Source organism: Micropepsis pineolensis (assembly GCF_055392125.1).
Map to the genome: position 1 here is coordinate 1,587,442 of NZ_AP042408.1, position 16,560 is coordinate 1,604,001.

Below are 16,560 nucleotides of genomic sequence, written 5' to 3' on the forward strand. Positions count from 1 at the left end.
CTACTTTTTTGTCGTGATCAGTTCCATTTGTGAAAAGCGAAAAACGCTGCCGCACCCAACAGGGCGAAGGCGACGATCTGATTCCATTTGATGCTTTCGCCCAGATAGGTCACCGAGAATACGGCAAAAACGCTGAGCGTCAGCACCTCCTGCAGGGTTTTGAGCTGGGCGGCGGAATAGACCTGATAGCCGATGCGATTGGCCGGCACGGCCAGACAATACTCAAAAAAAGCGATGCCCCAACTGACCGGGATGACCTGCCACAGCGGGGCGTGCGGGTATTTAAGCTGGCCATACCAGGCAAAAGACATAAAAACATTTGAACCCAGCAGCAGTAGAATCGGGGTGACTGCGGGGCCGAAATTCGGCAACAACCCTGACCAGGTCATGTGTGTTTTCCTTGCTATAATCGGGATGTTACGGGTCATTTATGTCCGTTGAACGACCCAAGGCACAAGCCTGCTTCGCTAAGGAAATTGCCCGGGGTAAGTTTTCGGTCGCGATCCGTATCAGCCTCAACCTGGCAGCGACAGTCGGATACAATTTCTTACCCCTCTGGATCTTTCGTATCGGAGGCCCCTGGCCCATTGTGGGGCACGTTAACGCTCACCAAGCGGTAACCAATGTCACTGTATCTTTGCTGCCATCGCGTAAAAGTGATGGCTACAGCGGGGTGGGGTGACTAGACTGTGTCCCCATCGGCGCTCCACCATCGGACACAGTCTTGGGACGGTCGGGTTGTTTCGGGGCCCCCAAGACCGGGACTTTCCTGGCCGTCCTAACTTCTTGCCGGTTCGAAAATATGACACAATTCCTTGCAATGCGGGTTAGAAACGGCTGTTGATGTTGGCAGTCGTGCGGGCGTACCCATATAATACCCGACGATTGCGTCGTGGATCTGATATTTAAGCAGCGAGTGGTTTCATGAGAATTCTCCTAAGCTCCGTTTCCGCGGCCGTATTGGCTCTGGCGTTAACCGCCTGCACGTCAGTGCCGCAGGCAATGAAGCCCGAAGAATTGCCCAAGGCCTTTACCGCGCCATTGCCGGAGAATGCCGAGAATTCGGCCGTCTCTGCGGAGTGGTGGAAAGCCTTTTCCAGTGATGAGCTGACTGGCCTCGTGAACGAGGCCAAGATCGGTAACCTCGATCTGGCGATTTACGGTGCGCGTGTTGAGCAGGCCCGGGCCCAGACCGGCGAGGCGTGGGCCGCATTGTTCCCGACCGTCAGTGCTGAAGGCACGGTCAGCCGCAGCGGCAGCAAGACGACGACCGGCGGCGTACGCCGCGAAACCAATGCCAACAGCTTTGGTGCCAACCTTACCGCCAGCTACGAACTCGATTTCTGGGGTAAGTATCGCGAGAAGGTCAGTGCCGCGCGTGAAACTGCCCGCGCCGCCGTCTTTACCCGCGATACCGAATGGCTCACCGTCAGCGCCGACGTTGCCAATGCCTATTTCTCGGTTTTGGCCTATCGTGACCGGCTCAACATCGCCCGTAACAACGTCGATGCCGCTAAGCGCATTCTGGCCATTACTGAAGCCAAGGTGAAGAACGGCGCCTCGTCCAATCTGGAACTGGCGCAGCAGACGGCCACCTTGCGCAGCACGGAAGCCAGCATTCCCCAGTATGAGGAATATGAACGCGAAGCGCGCTATGCGCTGGCCATCCTGCTTGGCAAGACCCCGGAAGGTTTTGATGTCAAAGGCACCACACTGGATGGACTGTCCGCCCCGCCGGTGCAGCCTGGTCTGCCGTCCGATCTTCTGGCCCGCCGCCCCGATATTGCTTCGGCTGAGGCAACCCTGAAGGCCTCGCACGCCAACCTCAACGCGGCCCGTCTCGCCTTCCTGCCGTCGATCAGTCTGACCGGTTCAGGCGGCTATTCCAGCTCGGCCTTCTCCAACCTGATCAGCCCGCAAAATCTGGCGTGGACTGCTGGTGCGACCGCCCTGCAGGCGATTTTTGATGGCGGCACGCTGTCTTCGACCCGCGACTATTACAAGGCGGTCGAAGTGGAGGAGATTGCCACCTATCGCAGCACCGTGCTGAGCGCTTTGTCGGATGTCGAAACCGCGTTGGGTTCGACATCGTCGCTGGCGCAGCGTGAGGCGCTGATCACCGATCAGGTCGCCAATGCCAAGGAAGCTTTTCGGATTTCTGAATTGCAGTATCGCGAAGGGGTGTCCGACCTTTTGACGGTGCTCGATACCGAACAGACCTTGTTCACGGCCCAGGATACGCTGGCGCAGATCCGTCTGGCGCGGCTTGAATCGGTGGTTGGTCTTTACCGCGTGTTGGGTGGCGGCTGGTCTCTGGAAGAGGCCAAGAAGGAACCGACCCGTAACGACTTTAACCCGACCGCGCTGCCGTTCTAAGCTGCGGATCGGGACGGAATACAAAAAAGGGCGAGCGGGTTACCGCTCGCCCTTTTTATTTTAGCCCTGGCTGTCAGGGCTGTTCTGCAAGCCTTACATGTCGATGGCTTCGCGCACGGAATCGGCAATCGACTCCGGCGAGGTCGCCGGGGCAAAGCGCTTGATCGGCTCGCCGTCCTTGCCGACGAGAAACTTGGTGAAATTCCATTTGATCGCCTTGCCCCCCATGCCCGATAACTGATCTTTGAGCCAGGCAAACAATGGGTGGGTGTTGCTGCCATTGACCTCGATCTTGGCGAATATCGGGAAGCTGACACCATAATTGACCAGGCATTGGTTGATTTCGTCCGGACCACCGGGTTCCTGATTGCCGAACTGATTGCAGGGGAAACCCAGCACAACAAATTTGGCCGGTCCTAATGCGCGATAGAGTTTTTCAAGCCCGGCATATTGCGGGGTGAAGCCACATTTGCTGGCGGTATTGACGACCAGAACCACCTTGCCGGCAAAGTTGGACAGGCTGACATCCTGACCGCTCAATGATTTGGCACTGAAATCATAGAAACTCTGGTCCATGGCGGGCTCCTTGGGTTCGCGCTTGGCAAATATAAGTCTGCAATTCTGAGCCGTCCTGGCCCGAAGTCAAATCTGCAGCAAAGGGCGCCAATCGCCTTTGTAGTTCCTTATCGTTCCCTAAAATGCTATAAGGTGCGCAAAGTACCTACATTAACCCCGTTTAGCGAAGGTGAGGCTGTTATGGTGCAGGAATTTTTTACGGTTTCGGAAGTCGCCAATAAATTGAAATTACATGCCAAAACGGTGCTGAACTTCGTCCATGAGGGGCAGCTCAAGGCGATGCGCATCGGCAAACAGTATCGCATCGCGCCGGAAGATCTGGCGGCCTTTACCCGCACCGCCACCCCGGCGGCCATCGCCAGTACCGAGCGTTCGGTCCGCCCGATCGAAGTGTCGAGTGTGCTGCATATTGATGCCGTCGATGCGGCGATGGCGGAAAAGATTATTGCCCAGCTGACCAAAACGGCTTCGCTGCACCGCCCGGGCGAGGCGGCGCTGAAACTCGACACTATTTATAATGACGAGCTGTGCCGGCTGAAGGTGATCGTCTCCGGTCACATTGAATCGGTGACCTATCTGCTCGGTCTGATTCCGACCTTTGTGCAGCTATAATTTCAGCCTGCGCAGCGTGTTGTCAGCTTTTCGGCGATGGCTGCGATGACGGCGGACCAGTCGCCGATCGTCTGCTGACGGTACAGGGTGACGGTGGGATACCAGGGCGTATCGCACCGCCCCATCAGCCAGCGCCAATCGGGTAGCTGCGGCAGCATCATCCAGACCTCTTTGCCCATGGCGGCGGCGGCGTGGGCAATCGAGGTATCAACACTGATGATCAGATCCATGTGATCGATCAGGGCTGCTGTGTCGGAAAAATTGGTAAGTTCGTCGCAATGGCTGTGCAGTTTGTGCTGGCCCAGCGCGGGAACGTCTTCCGGGCGGATTTCTTTCTGCAGAATATGAAACTCGGCCGGTAAAGCCAGAATTGGTGCCAGCGCGGCAAGCTGCATCGAGCGGTTACGGTCGTTGGGGTGGATCGCCTTGCCCGACCAGGCCAGGCCAATGCGCGGGCTAGTTTTGGCCCCGAGTTTTTGCTGCCAGGCACGGGATTTTTCCGCATCGGCAAACAGATAGGGGATGTCGGCGGGAAAGTCAGGCAGCTGTCCGCGGCAGGCCAGCGGCAGGCTCATCACCGGACAGTGCAGATCAAAATCGGGTAGTGCAGTGCCCGCGTGAACAAATTCCGCCGGGCAGTGCAGCGTGCTTAGGAGATCGAACAGCTCAACAGCCACTTCGACCACGACCTTGATGCCCATCGCGCACAGGGCCGGAATATAGCGGCTGAACTGAATATAATCGCCCAACCCCTGTTCGCCATAGATCAGCAGTGTCTTGCCTGCAATATCTTCGCCATTCCAGCGCGGCTGAATGAAGCTGCGGGTATAGGTTTTAGCGGCGCTGCGTTTCCAGCGCCATTCATACAGTGGCCAGCCCGCATCGAAATCCCCGCGCAGTAACGCCAGCAGCGCCTTGTTCCAATAGGCTTCGGCGAAGGTTTCATCGAGTTCAATGGCGCGGTCGTAACAGCGCTCCGCTTCGTCAAAGCGCAACAGGTGCAGATAGGCGTTGCCCTGATTATTATAGGTTTCCATGCCTTCGGGCTTGGCATCAATCGCCACCTGGTAATCGGCCAGCGCGTCTTCATACCGGTCGAGTGCCATGTAGCAATTGCCACGGTTATTGCGGGCACTGACATAGTTGGGCTGCAGGCTGATGGCGCGGTCATAGGATGCCATGGCGTCTTCGAGCTTGTTCTGCGCTTTGAGCGCATTGCCACGGTTATAATGGGCGGCCGACAAGGTGGGCATGCGTTCGATGGCCCGGTCAAGGTCGATGATCGCTTCGTCGAGATTGCCGAGAAGTTCCTGCACTTTGCCACGGTTGTTATAGGCTTCGGCATAGCTGTCGCGCCGTTCTATGGCGGCGGTGAAGGCGTCACGCGCTTCTTCGTTGCGGCCCAGATCGAGCAGGGCGTTGCCGCGGTTGTTATAGGCTTCGACCAGGCCGGGGTTATGTTCCAGCGCAAGGTCGTAATCGGTCAGCGCCAGTTCGGGCTGTTTCATCATGCGCCGGACATTGCCACGATTATTATAGACCTCGGCATAATCGGGTTTCAGCGCCAGGGCGTGGTCATAGTCGGCCAACGCGTCATCCAGCAGCCCAAGATCCTTGAGGATGTTGCCGCGGTTGTTATAGCAGGCGGTAAAATCGGCTTTCAGCGCGATGGCATGGTCACAGGCGGCGCGGGCTTGCTCTAACTGGCCCAGACTGCGTAAGACGTTACCGCGGTTGTTATGGGCTTCGGCAAATCGGGGGGCCAGTTCAACGGCCTTGTCATAACTGGCCAGGGCTTCGGTCAGGCGCCCCAGGTCCTGCAGTGCGGTGCCGCGGTTGTTATGGGCGATGATATAGAGCGGTTGCAGTGCGATGGCTTTGTCATAGTCGGCCAGGGCTTCCGCCGGGCGCTTTTGCGTCTTGTACAGATTCCCCCGATTGTTATAAGCGGCGGCATAGTTCGGTCCGACCGCAAGAGCTTTGTCATAGGCAGCAACCGCCTCGTCGAAGCGGTTGAGCTCGACCAGAACGCAGGCGCGGTCATTGTAGGCCTCGGCCATGTCGGGCTTTAAGGCGATGACATGTTCATAGCTGGCCAGAGCATCTTCCATGCGGCCCATATGTTGCAGCACAACCCCGCGATTCTTCCAGGCATCGGCATAATTGGGGGTATAGGCCAGCGCGCTGTCATAACTGGCCAGCGCCTCGTCCGCCCGCCCCATGTCTTTAAGCAGGGTGCCGCGGTTGTTGTGGCAGGCGGGGAAGTTGGGCCTCTGGCGTAAGGCGCGATCATAGCACTCCAGTGCCTTATCGTGCTTGCCGACCTTGTGCAGCCCAATGCCCAGGTTCGACAGGGCCTCGGTATGGTTGGGCAGCAGTTTGAGGCATTTTTTCAGGTAGCGCATACCCTCTTCGGTCTCGCCCAGCTGTGACAGCGCGGTGCCCAGCAGAAACATCAACTCGCCATTGCTGGTAAAGCGCTGCGCCAGCGGGCGGTAGAGCGTGACGGCTTTGTCGAGCTGGCCAGCGCGGTGCAGGGCGAGGGCCTGTTGAAAGGCCAGATTGGGATCGTGAGAGAGCTGTTGGCTCATTGGGGCTTAAGCCTTAGGCAATGGGGCTGCCGGCGAGGTCCGGCATAAAAGAAAACGCGACACTAGGGCACGATAGTTTCTAAAGAAAATGAAAAAGTGTCAAAAACTGTCCTCCATCCACCGGGCATCCGCCGTTCCAGCAATGCGGGGGGCTGTACCCTGCTGCATTTGCCTCTGGTCTTTTGCCGCACTCCTGGCATATCTCGGCACCGAAGGATAAAGCCCCACTATGCCATTTTACGCCGATCTGCACGTCCACTCCAAATATTCCCGCGCCACCAGCCGCGATCTCGATCTTGAGCATCTGACCAGTTGGGCCGCGCGCAAGGGAATCACGGTGGTGGGCACCGGCGATGCGGTCCATCCCGGCTGGCGCGCGGAAATCGGCGAAAAGCTGATCGAGGCTGATGGTCTGTATCGTTTAAGCGCGGAACGCGAGGCTGCGGTGCTGGCCGCATTGCCGCCGTCGTGCCGCGCCCCGGTGCGGTTTCTGCTCTCGGTCGAAATTTCGACCATCTACAAAAAGGATGATCGCACCCGCAAAGTCCATCATCTGATTCTGATACCGGATTTTGCCGCTGCTGACCGGCTGGCGGCGGCGCTGGCGAAGATCGGCAATATCGCGGCCGACGGTCGGCCGATTCTGGGCCTTGATTCGCGCGATCTCCTGGAAATTACTCTGGAAGCCGGGTGTGATCTGATCCCCGCACATATCTGGACGCCGTGGTTCTCGGCGCTGGGGGCGTTGTCGGGGTTCGATTCCGTCGCTGATTGTTATGGTGATCTGGCCAACCATATCTTTGCGGTCGAAACCGGACTGTCGTCGGACCCGGCCATGAACTGGCGGGTATCGTCGCTCGACCGCTATCGGCTGGTGTCACATTCTGATGCCCATTCCCCGGCTAAGCTGGGGCGCGAGGCCACGCTGTACAGCTGCGATCCGTCCTATGCCGCGATCCGCCGCGCTCTGAAAGACGGCGATGGTTACGGCGGTACGGTCGAGTTCTTCCCCGAGGAAGGCAAATACCACCTCGACGGCCACCGGGCCTGTGCTGTACGGCTCGATCCCAAAGAAACGCTGGCGCATGGTGGGCTGTGTCCGGTCTGCGGCCGCCCGGTGACGGTGGGGGTGGCCCATAGGGTTGAGCTTCTGGCTGACCGTGCCGCGCCGGTACGTCCGGCCACTGCGGGGTCGGTACAGTCTCTGGTGCCGCTGCCGGAAATTCTGTCCGAATTAACCGGGGTGGGCGTGGCTTCGCACAAGGTGGAGGAGGCCTATGCCCGCACCACCGGTCTGGGCAACGAACTGGCGCTGCTGACCGAGGTACCACTGGAAGACATTACCGCCTTTGACAGCCGCCTTGGTGAGGCCATCGCCCGCCTGCGCGCCGGAACTACCTTCCGCGAAGGTGGGTATGATGGTGAATATGGCACCATTCGGCTGTTTTCGCCGGAAGAACGCGAACAGTTTGCCGCGGGGGATCTTTTGTTCGCCGCTCCGCGCATGGCAAAGCCCGCGCATCGGGCCAAAGCCCCGGCCCCGCAGCAGGTCTTGCAGGAAAAATATCGCCAGCCGGTGGCTTCGGGCATTACCGGGGCGCTGGCGGCGCTCGACGCCGATCAGGCTGCTGCCGCCGCTTCGTTGGGGCCGCTTGTCGTGACCGCCGGGCCGGGGGCGGGCAAAACGCGGCTCATTGTGCATCGGCTCGCCCACTTGATTGCCACGCGTGGTGCGGCGGCGGAACGCTGCCTGACTGTGACCTTTACCCGCCGCGCGACCGAAGAACTGAAGGCCCGCATCGCCGCCCTGCTGCCAAGTTGTGCTGCGCCGGTGCACAGTTTTCATTCACTGGGGTTAGCCATTCTGAAAGATGGCGGGGCCACGGTTGGCCTTGCCGAAGGCTGGCGCGTGGCCGGGGACGATGAGCGTTGCGCTGTGCTGACCGCCGCCCTTGGCGTTAGTACCAAGGTGGCAGCCAGCCTGCTGCAGCAGGTCAGTCGGGCCAAGCGCAGTGGCGAGGCCAGGGCGGACGAGGTTCTGGCCGCCTGTGCCGCGCTGGAAGAGGCCGGGCATGTTGCAGGCTGGATCGATTTTGACGATCTGATCCTGCTGGCGGTGGAAGCCTTGCAAAAGGATGCGGCGCTGGCGGCGCGCTGGCGCTTTGACCATGTGCTGGCTGACGAGTTTCAGGATATCGATCCGGGGCAGTATCGCCTGCTGCAGTTGGTTTGCACGGGCGATCTGTGTGTTATCGGCGATGCCGATCAGGCAATCTATGGTTTCCGCGGCGCCGATCAGGGCTGTTTTGCCCGTTTTGGCGCGGATCACCCTCTGTCGTTGCGTCTTAGCCTGATGCGCAATTACCGTTCGACCGATGCCATCATCACGGCATCCGGCGCGCTGATGGGGCGGATGCCCGATCCGGCCTCCGACATCCCGCGCGCTGGCGTGCGGGCCGAGGGTGAGGCGGTGCTGCTTCATGGCGCGGCGGATGAACGGGCCGAGGCCGATTTCGTTGCGGCCAAAATTGCCGAACTGATGGGCGGCCACGATATGCTGACGGCGGAGCGGGGCCGGGCGCTGGGGTTCAGCGATTTCGCTGTGCTCTATCGTACCGATGCGCAAGGCGCGGCCTTATGCGAGGCGCTTGATCGGGCTGCTATTCCACATCAGAAAAGTCGCCCCGATCGACTGATCGATCATGCTGGCGTGACGGCGGTGTTGGCGGCACTGAAATCGGTCGAGGGCGAGGATCTTGGCGGGCGTCTGGCGCTTGCGGTGGCTCTGGTTCAGGCTACGGGTAGTGTCGATACGGCCCATCTGGCCGAGGCGCAGCGCTGGCTTGCCGAACTGGCCGCAGAATTCCCTGAAGACGCGCTCTGGCGTGAACAGGTCGCGCTGGCGAACGAAGCGGATTTCTATGATCTGCGTGCCGAGCGGGTTTCGCTGCTGACCATGCACGCGGCCAAGGGGCTGGAATTTGCCGCGGTTTTTGTGATTGGGCTGGAGGAAGGCCTGATGCCGCTGACCTATGCCCAGTCTGAGGCGGAAATCGCCGAAGAAGGCCGCCTGCTCTATGTCGCGATGACGCGGGCGCGTGATTATCTCATGCTGTCTTATGCGCAGGAACGCTTCTGGCAGGGTGCCGTGCGGCCAAGGGGGCCATCGCGGTTCCTAAAAAGTTTGGGCGGATTGGTCCGGCGTGATGATACGCCCCCCAGTCCGCCCAAACAGCAACAATACAGTTTGTTCTGAAGATTACTTCGCGCCGCTTGGGGTGCCGCCGATGCTCTTGCGATAGATCAGCCAGTAGACGATGCCAACAAAGACCGCGCCGCCGACAATGTTGCCCAGCGTCGCCGGAACCAGATTGTGCACGATGCCCGGCAGGGTCAGCGCGGAAACGTCGACACCCTCGGGGGCTGCGTGACCGGTGTGCAGCAGCACATAGCCCATCGGCAGGAAAAACATGTTGGCGACACAGTGTTCAAAGCCTGCGGCGACAAAGGCGGCCACCGGCAGGATCATCGCCGACATTTTGTCGACCACCGAACGACCGGCATAGGTCAGCCACACGGCCAGACAGACCAGCAGGTTACACAGAATGCCCCGCACGAAGATGGTGGTGAAGTCGAGTGAGGTCTTCCCCGCTGCCACCTTAATCAGGGCTGCCGCAACGGCACCGTGATTGGCGTCAGCATATTTCGAGACATAGAGCAGGTAGACCAGTACCAGCGAACCGACAAAGTTGCCGATCCAGACGATGGACCAGTTGCGCAGAACACCCATGGTGGAGAGCTGGCGGTTGGCCCAGGCCATAACGATCAGGCAATTGCCCGTGAAAAGTTCGGCGCCGCCGATCACTACAATCGACAGGCCAAGGCAGAACACCAGCCCGCCGAGCAGCTTGCTGGCAGCAAAGCCAAGCGTCGGGTCGCCCAGCACAAGGCTGTAATACATGCCGCCCAGACCGATGCCGACACCGGCCACCATCGACAGCATGAAACAGGCGAGAAAGGGCATGCGGGCCTTTTTTACGCCCAGTATTTCAACTTTTGCCTGAACTTCTGCCGGAGAATAGGCGTCCAGACCGAAGCGGTCATTCTTTGCGGAACCGGAATCCGTGCTCATATGCTTTCATATCCCTTATGTGCCGCCCCGCGTTCAAGCAGGTGGACGCGGGCGTCTATACTGGCGAATGCGGTGTGGTTGAAGGGGGCCCCCCTGCGCGGGTTGCCGCAGGGGGGACCAAAATGCGGCGATCCGGGCGTGGGTATTTTCTGGTGTAAAGCGCAAGCGTAGACATACGCGCGCGAGCGGATTAGGTTGCGCCAACAACTCTTTAACCAAAACCATACCATGAGGGGAACCAATGCCGAGGCTGTCTGCACGCTGGTCCACTGCCAGAATATCTGTATGGGGCAAGATTACAGTATGGGGCCTGATTGGTTTGTTTGGGGCTGCCGGATCCATAGGAACCGCTGTGGCCGCCCCGGTATCGGAAGTTGCCATCACCTTTGACGATGTGCCCAGCCATAACGTCGCCCCGGCTGGGGTGACGCGCACCGAGATCGTGCAGAAGGTGGTTGATGCCCTGAAAAAAGCCAAGGCCCCGCCGGTCTATGGTTTTGTTAACGGTGTGGCGCTGAAAGAGGGTGACGATACGGTTCAGGCGCTGAAAGCCTGGCGCGCCAGCGGGAATCTGATCGGTAACCACACCTACACCCATGGCGATCCCAACGATGTCACCGCCGCCGCGTTTGTTGCCGATATTCGTGCCAATGAAGCGACGCTGAAAGAGTATGCTGGTGATACCGATTGGCATTTCCTGCGCCTGCCGTTCCTGCGTGCCGGTGATACGCCGGAAAAGCGCGCCGAACTGGCCGCGTATCTGACCAAGGAAGGTTATCGCATTGCCGATATCAGCTTTGGCTTCAACGATTATGATTATAATCCGCCGTATGCGCGCTGTCTGGCCAAACAGGATAGTGCCGGTGTTGAATGGCTGAAATCGCACTATCTGGCGGCAGCGGCTGCGGCGATGGATCAGGGACGCATGGAAGCCCGTCAGGTTTTCGGCCATGACATCAAGCATGTTTTCCTGCTGCATATCGGTGCGTTTGATGCCGAGATGTTGCCCGCTGTGCTTGGTCTTCTAACAGCCAAGCGCTTCAAGCTGGTGACGCTGGAAGAAGCCCAAAGCGATCCGGTCTATGCCAGTTATGCTCAGGTGCGTGAAGCCTGGGGCGGCGGCATCCAGCAGCGGGCAGCCTTTGCCCGGGGCGTTGCGTTGCCGCCGGGGCCGGATAATTTCACCGCGCAGCTCAATGCGTTGTGTCAGTAGTTTGTTGTGTCCATCCGAGGGTGTTCCATCCGATGAAATCTTTGGTTTTAAGTGCAATGTTAGCGGCCGCCGCGATGACCGCTGGCGCGTTTGCTGCGGATAGCGTGGTATTGCCGATGTATGTCGGCGGGCGTGCGGTGATGCATCTGGCCGATGGCCAGACCAGCTATACCTATGCCTGGCCCGGCGTCTATTTCGAGGCGCAGTTCACCGGCGATGCGGTCGATGTCAAAGTTGATGATGATCAGAACAGTCTGTATCTCTATATCGACGGGGTACATAAACTGACGCTGACACGGCCTAAAAAGGTCACAGTGGCGCTGAAGGATCTTGGCCCCGGTCGTCATATCATTCGGCTGGAAAAGATCAGCGAGACGCAGAATTCCATGGGGACGTTTGATGGTTTCTATGTTCCGTCAAGCGATGCCGTACTGCCTGCGCCGCAATATGACCGCCGTATCGAATTCATTGGTGACTCCTTCACCGTCGGTTATGGCAACATCTCGCGCGGGACTGTTTGCACCACCGATGATGTCCGCGACACCACCGATACATCGGAAGGCTTCCCGCCGCAGACTGCCAAGCATTTCGGTGCCGCTTATCGCATTATGGCCTTTTCCGGTCGCGGTATGGTGCGCAATTATTCCGATATCGATCATGGCGTGACGTTGCCGGTGCTGTATCAGTACAGCCTGTTCGACAAATCCGCCCCTGCGCCGCAGGATGGCTGGCAGCCGGATGTCTATATCATTGGTCTTGGTACGAATGATTTCTCGACCCAGCTGGCACCGACGGAATCCTGGAAAAGCCGGGATGAGCTTGATGCCGATTACGTTCGCACCTATATCGCCTTCGTCAAAGACCTTCATGCTAGGAACCCTAAGGCGCATTTCATTCTGATGGCATCGTCGATCAGCTTTGACGGCGAATTCCTCAAAAATGTCACGGCGGTGACCGAAGGGCTGAAAAAGGCCGGGATCAAAGACGTTGATTTGGCACCATATGGTGCACTCGAATACAGTGCCTGCCATGGCCATCCGTCGCTGAAGGATGACGTGACGCTGTCGAATCTGCTGATCGAGCGTATCGCTAAGCTGCCGAAGTTTGCGACCACGACGCCGTAACCGGCGGATATCTGCGCGATACTGCAAAACGGGGCTGTTTGGCAGCCCCGTTTTTTTATGTCACTTTAGGGAGGGGGTATGCCAATGCATCAATCCAGCTTTCCCAGTTGATCGAACCATCCCGTAACCGGACCCAGGTTTTAAATCTGCCGGGCTGATCAGCGGAAAGTTCAAAGACACGGCCACCACGTAATCGGGCATTGGCCGGGTCGCTTTCATGGATGTGCGGATAGGCGTTGAGCACGCCGGTTACCCCAATGAAACCAAGCGCAATGCCGCGCTGACGTCCAATATAATTGTTCTGATGGTCATGGCCGCAGAACATGCCCATCACATCGCCGCGTTCCAGCGCCGCCGCGAACAGGCCGCTGTTGACGGCAGAAGGGGCTTCGTCTTCGCCGCGGCTACCGATGAAGTTTTTGCTTGCGGCCAGATCAATAAATTCGCGCACGGGAATATGAAAGAACATCAGCGCAGGCAGCTTGCCATACTGCTTTTCCAGTTCGGTGGAACGGCGCAGGTACCAGGCGATCTGTTCATTCTTCACCCATTCATAGCGCAGTGATTTGTCGGCCACGCCACGCCCGGAATCGAGCAGCCAGAGATTGGCGATCGGTTTTCTGCCATCCGACTGCCAGAGCAACAGGTTGGTGTTACCGATGCCGGTGGTGCCACGCGCCCAGCCCCGATTGATGTTATGGGGCTGCTTTTCAAACAGGGCGAAAAAGGCTTCGTCGGAAAGGCCGGTATGCTCAAAATGTTCCCGGTCGTGATTGCCCAGCGTGACCGCCCACGGCACGCCCATCTTTTCCATCGCCTGTGCCACTTGTCCGACGGCATTTTCAACTTCGGAAACGGTTTTGGAATCGCCGCCCATCAGATTATCGCCATTGGCAATCACCAGATCGGGCTGCTCTTTAGTGATCATCTCCTCAATCAGCGCCACGGCAAAGGGATCGACTTCTGGGCCGAAATGCAGATCGCTGATTGCCAGAATTTTGAAACGACCATCGGCGCGAAAATGCAGCTTCGGCGCGGTGCCAACCGGTGCGGGCTGCGGCGCGGTGGTGCGGGTTTTCGCAATGGCCGTGGCGGCGGCCAGCGGCATGGCGGCAAGAAAGGTGCGGCGTTGCATCGGTTGATCCCTTACACTGGGGTGACCGATAAGCCCTTACGCGATGTTTCTGACACTGCTGTGACGGTGGTAAATCCCTGTTTTCTTCGCGGTTTTGGCGTTACGTCTGGGGTGAGGGAAATGTGGCGATGTGGCGGTTGCCGCGGCTGTCGGCCATGATGGCGCAATCGACCTGCCAGATGCGGCGGATGCAATCTTCGGTCAGCACATCGAACGGCGCGCCACAGGCCGCCACCCGTCCGCGCACAATCAGCACCACGCGGTCAGCATAGCTGGCGGCCAGATTAAGATCGTGCAGTACGGCCAGTACCCCGACACCTTCGGTGGCCAGCGCGCGTGCTTTATTCAAAATGGCATGCTGGTGAAACAGATCAAGGCCTGCGGTTGGCTCGTCCAGCAACAGGGCGCGGGGCTTGGCCGCCGGGGCCTCGTCCCACAGCTGGGCCAGCACGCGGGCATAATGGGTGCGGTGGCGTTCTCCACCCGACAGCACATGACAGTCCTGACCGGCCAGTAGAGCCACCGCGGCGGCCGTCATGGCGCCGTGGATGGCGCGGGCGTCGGTCGCCGCACTGCAGTGGCCGGCATGGGGGTGGCGGCCCAGTGCCACCACATCGCCAACCTGAAAATGAAAGGCCAGCTCGGGCGTTTGCGGCAGCACGGCGCGCCGGCGGGCCAGTGCATCGCTGTGCCAGTCGGAAAGTGCCTTGCCTGCAAAGCGCACGGTGCCGGATTGGGGGCGTATGTCGCCGCAGAGCACTTTGAGCAGGGTCGATTTGTCGGCGCCATTGGGGCCGATCACGGCGGTCAGCTGGCCGGGAATAACATCAATATCCACCGCATCCAGCAGGCGGCGCGGGCCAGCCTCAACAATGATGCCGCGGGCGGATAATCCTGCATTCATGCCGTGCGCTTTCGTTGTAGCAGCCAGATAAAGAACGGGGCGCCTAATGCGCTGGTGACAATGCCGATCGGCAGTTCGGCGGGCGTCACCGCCAGCCGGGCGACAATATCGGCACTGACCGTGAGCAAGGCCCCCATCAGGGCCGAGGCGGGCAGGACAAAGCGATGGTGCGGGCCGCCAACCAGCCGCACCAGATGTGGCGAGGCCAGCCCGACAAAACCAATCACGCCGGTCAAAGCCACTGCCGCACCAACCCCCAGCGCCACCAGCATGATCGTGGTGCGGCGGACGGTTTCGACCTTCATACCAAGATGTGTGGCGTCGCTTTCACCCAACGCCAACAGATCGAATGCCCGGGTGTGCAGGCAGATCCCGACGCAGGCAGCGATCAGCACCGGTAGAGCCGGGGCAATCTCGTGTGTGGTGACGCCGCCCAGTCCCCCCATCATCCAGAAGGTCAGGCTGCGCAATTGGGCATCACTGCCCAGATAGGTGAGAAAGCCCAGCACCGCACTGCCCAGTGCATTGATGGCAATTCCTGCCAGTAACAAGGTGGCCGCATCGCTTTGCGCCCGCGCTTTGGCAATCAGATAGACCAGTGCGGTGGCGATAAGGGCGCTGGCAAACGCGCATAGCGGCATGGCAAAGCGGCCTTGCAGCCACAGCGGGGCTATGCTGCCGAGTACGATCCAGCCAACCGCCCCACAGGCCGCGCCAGACGAAACGCCGAGCAAGCCGGGATCGGCCAATGGATTGCGGAACAGTGCCTGCAGCGCCGCCCCGGCCAGCCCCAGCGTGGCACCGACGGCCAGCCCAAGCAGTAAACGCGGCAGGCGAATGGTGAACAGCACTGCGCTTTCAGCCGGATCGACCGACGCATGCAGTAATCCGCTCCGGTCGAGCTGGGCGGCAACGACATGGCTTGGCGTAATGGGCATGGCCCCGGCGGTGATCGCCACCAGTGCCGCCAGGATCATCAGCACAATAAGCCCGGCCAGAAGTATACGGCGGCGCCGGGCCTGATCGGGCAGCACAATCCCATCAGGTACGGTGGCAATGGTCATGGCTTGGTGTGAACCGCTTTGGCCAGATCCGCGATGGCTGCCGGGGTGCGCGGTCCGAAGCCGAGGATGTACATGGTATCAACCGAGACAATCCGTCCGTTTTTTGCCGCCGGGGTCAGGGCAATTTCGGGGCGGGCTTTGAAGGCTGCCATACCGCCCAAACTCTTCAGTGAAATGTCATCGATAACGATAACATCGGGTGCCAGCGCAACGGCGGATTCAGCCGTCAGTGGTTTATAGCCGTGAAAGGCGCTGGCCGCATTTTCGGCATGGACCAGCGTCAGCATGGCATGGGCTGCGGTGCCCGAACCTGCCGCCATGGCGCCACCGGGGCCGTGGGCCATCAGGAAAATCGCCCGCGGTCGGTCCTTGATTTTGGCCAGATCTGTGTTGGTTGTGGCCAGTGCAGCCCGGAAGGTGGCTTGCAGCTTCTGCCCCTCAGCGGCCCGGCCCAAAGCACCGGCAACCGTGGCGATTTTTTGCAAGACTGCGTCTGGCGTTTCTTCGGCACTGACACGCACAATGCGGATATGCGATGCAGCAAGTTGGTCGAGAACGGCCTGTGGTCCGGCAATTTGCGTGGCCAGCACCAGATCAGGCTTGCACGACAATATACCTTCCGCCGACAGGGTTCGGACATAGCCAACCTGTGGCAGCCTGCGCGCCGCTTCCGGATAGAGCGAGGTCTGATCGACACAGGCAAGCTTGCCTTGCGCCCCCCAGGGCATAAACGATTTCGGTCACATCGCCACCCAGGGTGACAATATGATTTGCCGGGGCGGCGCTTGCCAGCGCGCTTAAAGCCGATGCGGTCATCGCGGCAAGAAATAGGG

13 protein-coding genes are annotated in these 16,560 nt (G+C 59.5%); 5 read left to right on the forward strand and 8 right to left on the reverse strand.

The window, feature by feature from the left end:
* Positions 1-17: 17 nt before the first annotated feature.
* A complete protein-coding gene (locus ACZ5RI_RS07065) occupies positions 18-389 on the reverse strand; it encodes a DMT family protein (RefSeq protein ID WP_464515404.1) in 372 nt (123 codons plus the stop codon).
* A 535-nt stretch (positions 390-924) separates the two neighbouring features.
* Between ACZ5RI_RS07065 and ACZ5RI_RS07070 the strand changes: the two genes are divergently transcribed.
* Complete coding sequence (locus ACZ5RI_RS07070; protein ID WP_464515405.1) at positions 925-2,376, forward strand: efflux transporter outer membrane subunit; 1,452 nt, start codon at positions 925-927, stop codon at positions 2,374-2,376.
* 93 nt (positions 2,377-2,469) lie between these two features.
* On the opposite strand, the gene ACZ5RI_RS07075 is transcribed toward ACZ5RI_RS07070, so the two are convergent.
* Positions 2,470-2,952: a glutathione peroxidase gene (locus ACZ5RI_RS07075; RefSeq protein WP_464515406.1), complete on the reverse strand. Its 483-nt coding sequence runs from the start codon at positions 2,950-2,952 to the stop codon at positions 2,470-2,472.
* A 180-nt stretch (positions 2,953-3,132) separates the two neighbouring features.
* Between ACZ5RI_RS07075 and ACZ5RI_RS07080 the strand changes: the two genes are divergently transcribed.
* On the forward strand, positions 3,133-3,564 hold the full coding sequence (locus tag ACZ5RI_RS07080) for a helix-turn-helix domain-containing protein (RefSeq protein WP_464515407.1): 432 nt from the start codon (positions 3,133-3,135) through the stop codon (positions 3,562-3,564).
* Between the two features lie 2 nt (positions 3,565-3,566).
* Here ACZ5RI_RS07080 and ACZ5RI_RS07085 read toward each other — a convergent pair whose 3' ends face one another.
* The gene (locus ACZ5RI_RS07085; protein WP_464515408.1) at positions 3,567-6,155 is read right to left on the reverse strand and encodes a tetratricopeptide repeat protein; all 2,589 of its coding nucleotides are present in this window, start codon (positions 6,153-6,155) and stop codon (positions 3,567-3,569) included.
* Between the two features lie 229 nt (positions 6,156-6,384).
* Between ACZ5RI_RS07085 and ACZ5RI_RS07090 the strand changes: the two genes are divergently transcribed.
* Complete coding sequence (locus ACZ5RI_RS07090; RefSeq protein ID WP_464515409.1) at positions 6,385-9,411, forward strand: UvrD-helicase domain-containing protein; 3,027 nt, start codon at positions 6,385-6,387, stop codon at positions 9,409-9,411.
* A gap of 3 nt (positions 9,412-9,414) precedes the next feature.
* Here the strand turns inward: ACZ5RI_RS07090 and ACZ5RI_RS07095 are convergent, their stop codons facing one another.
* A complete protein-coding gene (locus tag ACZ5RI_RS07095) occupies positions 9,415-10,287 on the reverse strand; it encodes a formate/nitrite transporter family protein (protein ID WP_464515410.1) in 873 nt (290 codons plus the stop codon).
* A 241-nt stretch (positions 10,288-10,528) separates the two neighbouring features.
* Between ACZ5RI_RS07095 and ACZ5RI_RS07100 the strand changes: the two genes are divergently transcribed.
* Together ACZ5RI_RS07100 and ACZ5RI_RS07105 are read left to right on the forward strand one after the other, a co-directional pair.
* Positions 10,529-11,500 carry a polysaccharide deacetylase family protein gene (locus tag ACZ5RI_RS07100; RefSeq protein ID WP_464515411.1) on the forward strand — a complete coding sequence of 324 codons (972 nt, stop codon included), beginning with the start codon at positions 10,529-10,531 and terminating at the stop codon, positions 11,498-11,500.
* Between the two features lie 32 nt (positions 11,501-11,532).
* Positions 11,533-12,624 (forward strand): SGNH/GDSL hydrolase family protein, encoded by a 1,092-nt coding sequence (locus tag ACZ5RI_RS07105; RefSeq protein ID WP_464515412.1) that lies wholly within the window; start codon positions 11,533-11,535, stop codon positions 12,622-12,624.
* Between the two features lie 55 nt (positions 12,625-12,679).
* Here the strand turns inward: ACZ5RI_RS07105 and ACZ5RI_RS07110 are convergent, their stop codons facing one another.
* From ACZ5RI_RS07110 to ACZ5RI_RS07125, 4 genes are all read right to left on the reverse strand, one after another.
* Entirely contained in the window at positions 12,680-13,759 is a 1,080-nt protein-coding gene (locus tag ACZ5RI_RS07110) for a metallophosphoesterase family protein (protein ID WP_464515413.1), read from the reverse strand.
* A 100-nt stretch (positions 13,760-13,859) separates the two neighbouring features.
* Positions 13,860-14,663: a heme ABC transporter ATP-binding protein gene (locus ACZ5RI_RS07115; protein ID WP_464515414.1), complete on the reverse strand. Its 804-nt coding sequence runs from the start codon at positions 14,661-14,663 to the stop codon at positions 13,860-13,862.
* The gene (locus ACZ5RI_RS07120) at positions 14,660-15,727 is read right to left on the reverse strand and encodes a FecCD family ABC transporter permease (RefSeq protein ID WP_464515415.1); all 1,068 of its coding nucleotides are present in this window, start codon (positions 15,725-15,727) and stop codon (positions 14,660-14,662) included. Before ACZ5RI_RS07120 ends, ACZ5RI_RS07115 begins: the two co-directional genes overlap by 4 nt.
* Complete coding sequence (locus ACZ5RI_RS07125) at positions 15,724-16,455, reverse strand: heme/hemin ABC transporter substrate-binding protein (protein ID WP_464515416.1); 732 nt, start codon at positions 16,453-16,455, stop codon at positions 15,724-15,726. Before ACZ5RI_RS07125 ends, ACZ5RI_RS07120 begins: the two co-directional genes overlap by 4 nt.
* Positions 16,456-16,560: the final 105 nt, after the last annotated feature.

Coding starts and splice junctions, on each gene's coding strand:
- ACZ5RI_RS07065 (WP_464515404.1), bottom strand. CDS start 389: ATGACCTGGTCAGGGTTGTTGCCGAATTTCGGCCCCGCAGTCACCCCG.
- ACZ5RI_RS07070 (WP_464515405.1), top strand. CDS start 925: ATGAGAATTCTCCTAAGCTCCGTTTCCGCGGCCGTATTGGCTCTGGCG.
- ACZ5RI_RS07075 (WP_464515406.1), bottom strand. CDS start 2,952: ATGGACCAGAGTTTCTATGATTTCAGTGCCAAATCATTGAGCGGTCAG.
- ACZ5RI_RS07080 (WP_464515407.1), top strand. CDS start 3,133: ATGGTGCAGGAATTTTTTACGGTTTCGGAAGTCGCCAATAAATTGAAA.
- ACZ5RI_RS07085 (WP_464515408.1), bottom strand. CDS start 6,155: ATGAGCCAACAGCTCTCTCACGATCCCAATCTGGCCTTTCAACAGGCC.
- ACZ5RI_RS07090 (WP_464515409.1), top strand. CDS start 6,385: ATGCCATTTTACGCCGATCTGCACGTCCACTCCAAATATTCCCGCGCC.
- ACZ5RI_RS07095 (WP_464515410.1), bottom strand. CDS start 10,287: ATGAGCACGGATTCCGGTTCCGCAAAGAATGACCGCTTCGGTCTGGAC.
- ACZ5RI_RS07100 (WP_464515411.1), top strand. CDS start 10,529: ATGCCGAGGCTGTCTGCACGCTGGTCCACTGCCAGAATATCTGTATGG.
- ACZ5RI_RS07105 (WP_464515412.1), top strand. CDS start 11,533: ATGAAATCTTTGGTTTTAAGTGCAATGTTAGCGGCCGCCGCGATGACC.
- ACZ5RI_RS07110 (WP_464515413.1), bottom strand. CDS start 13,759: ATGCAACGCCGCACCTTTCTTGCCGCCATGCCGCTGGCCGCCGCCACG.
- ACZ5RI_RS07115 (WP_464515414.1), bottom strand. CDS start 14,663: ATGAATGCAGGATTATCCGCCCGCGGCATCATTGTTGAGGCTGGCCCG.
- ACZ5RI_RS07120 (WP_464515415.1), bottom strand. CDS start 15,727: ATGACCATTGCCACCGTACCTGATGGGATTGTGCTGCCCGATCAGGCC.
- ACZ5RI_RS07125 (WP_464515416.1), bottom strand. CDS start 16,455: ATGCCCTGGGGGGCGCAAGGCAAGCTTGCCTGTGTCGATCAGACCTCG.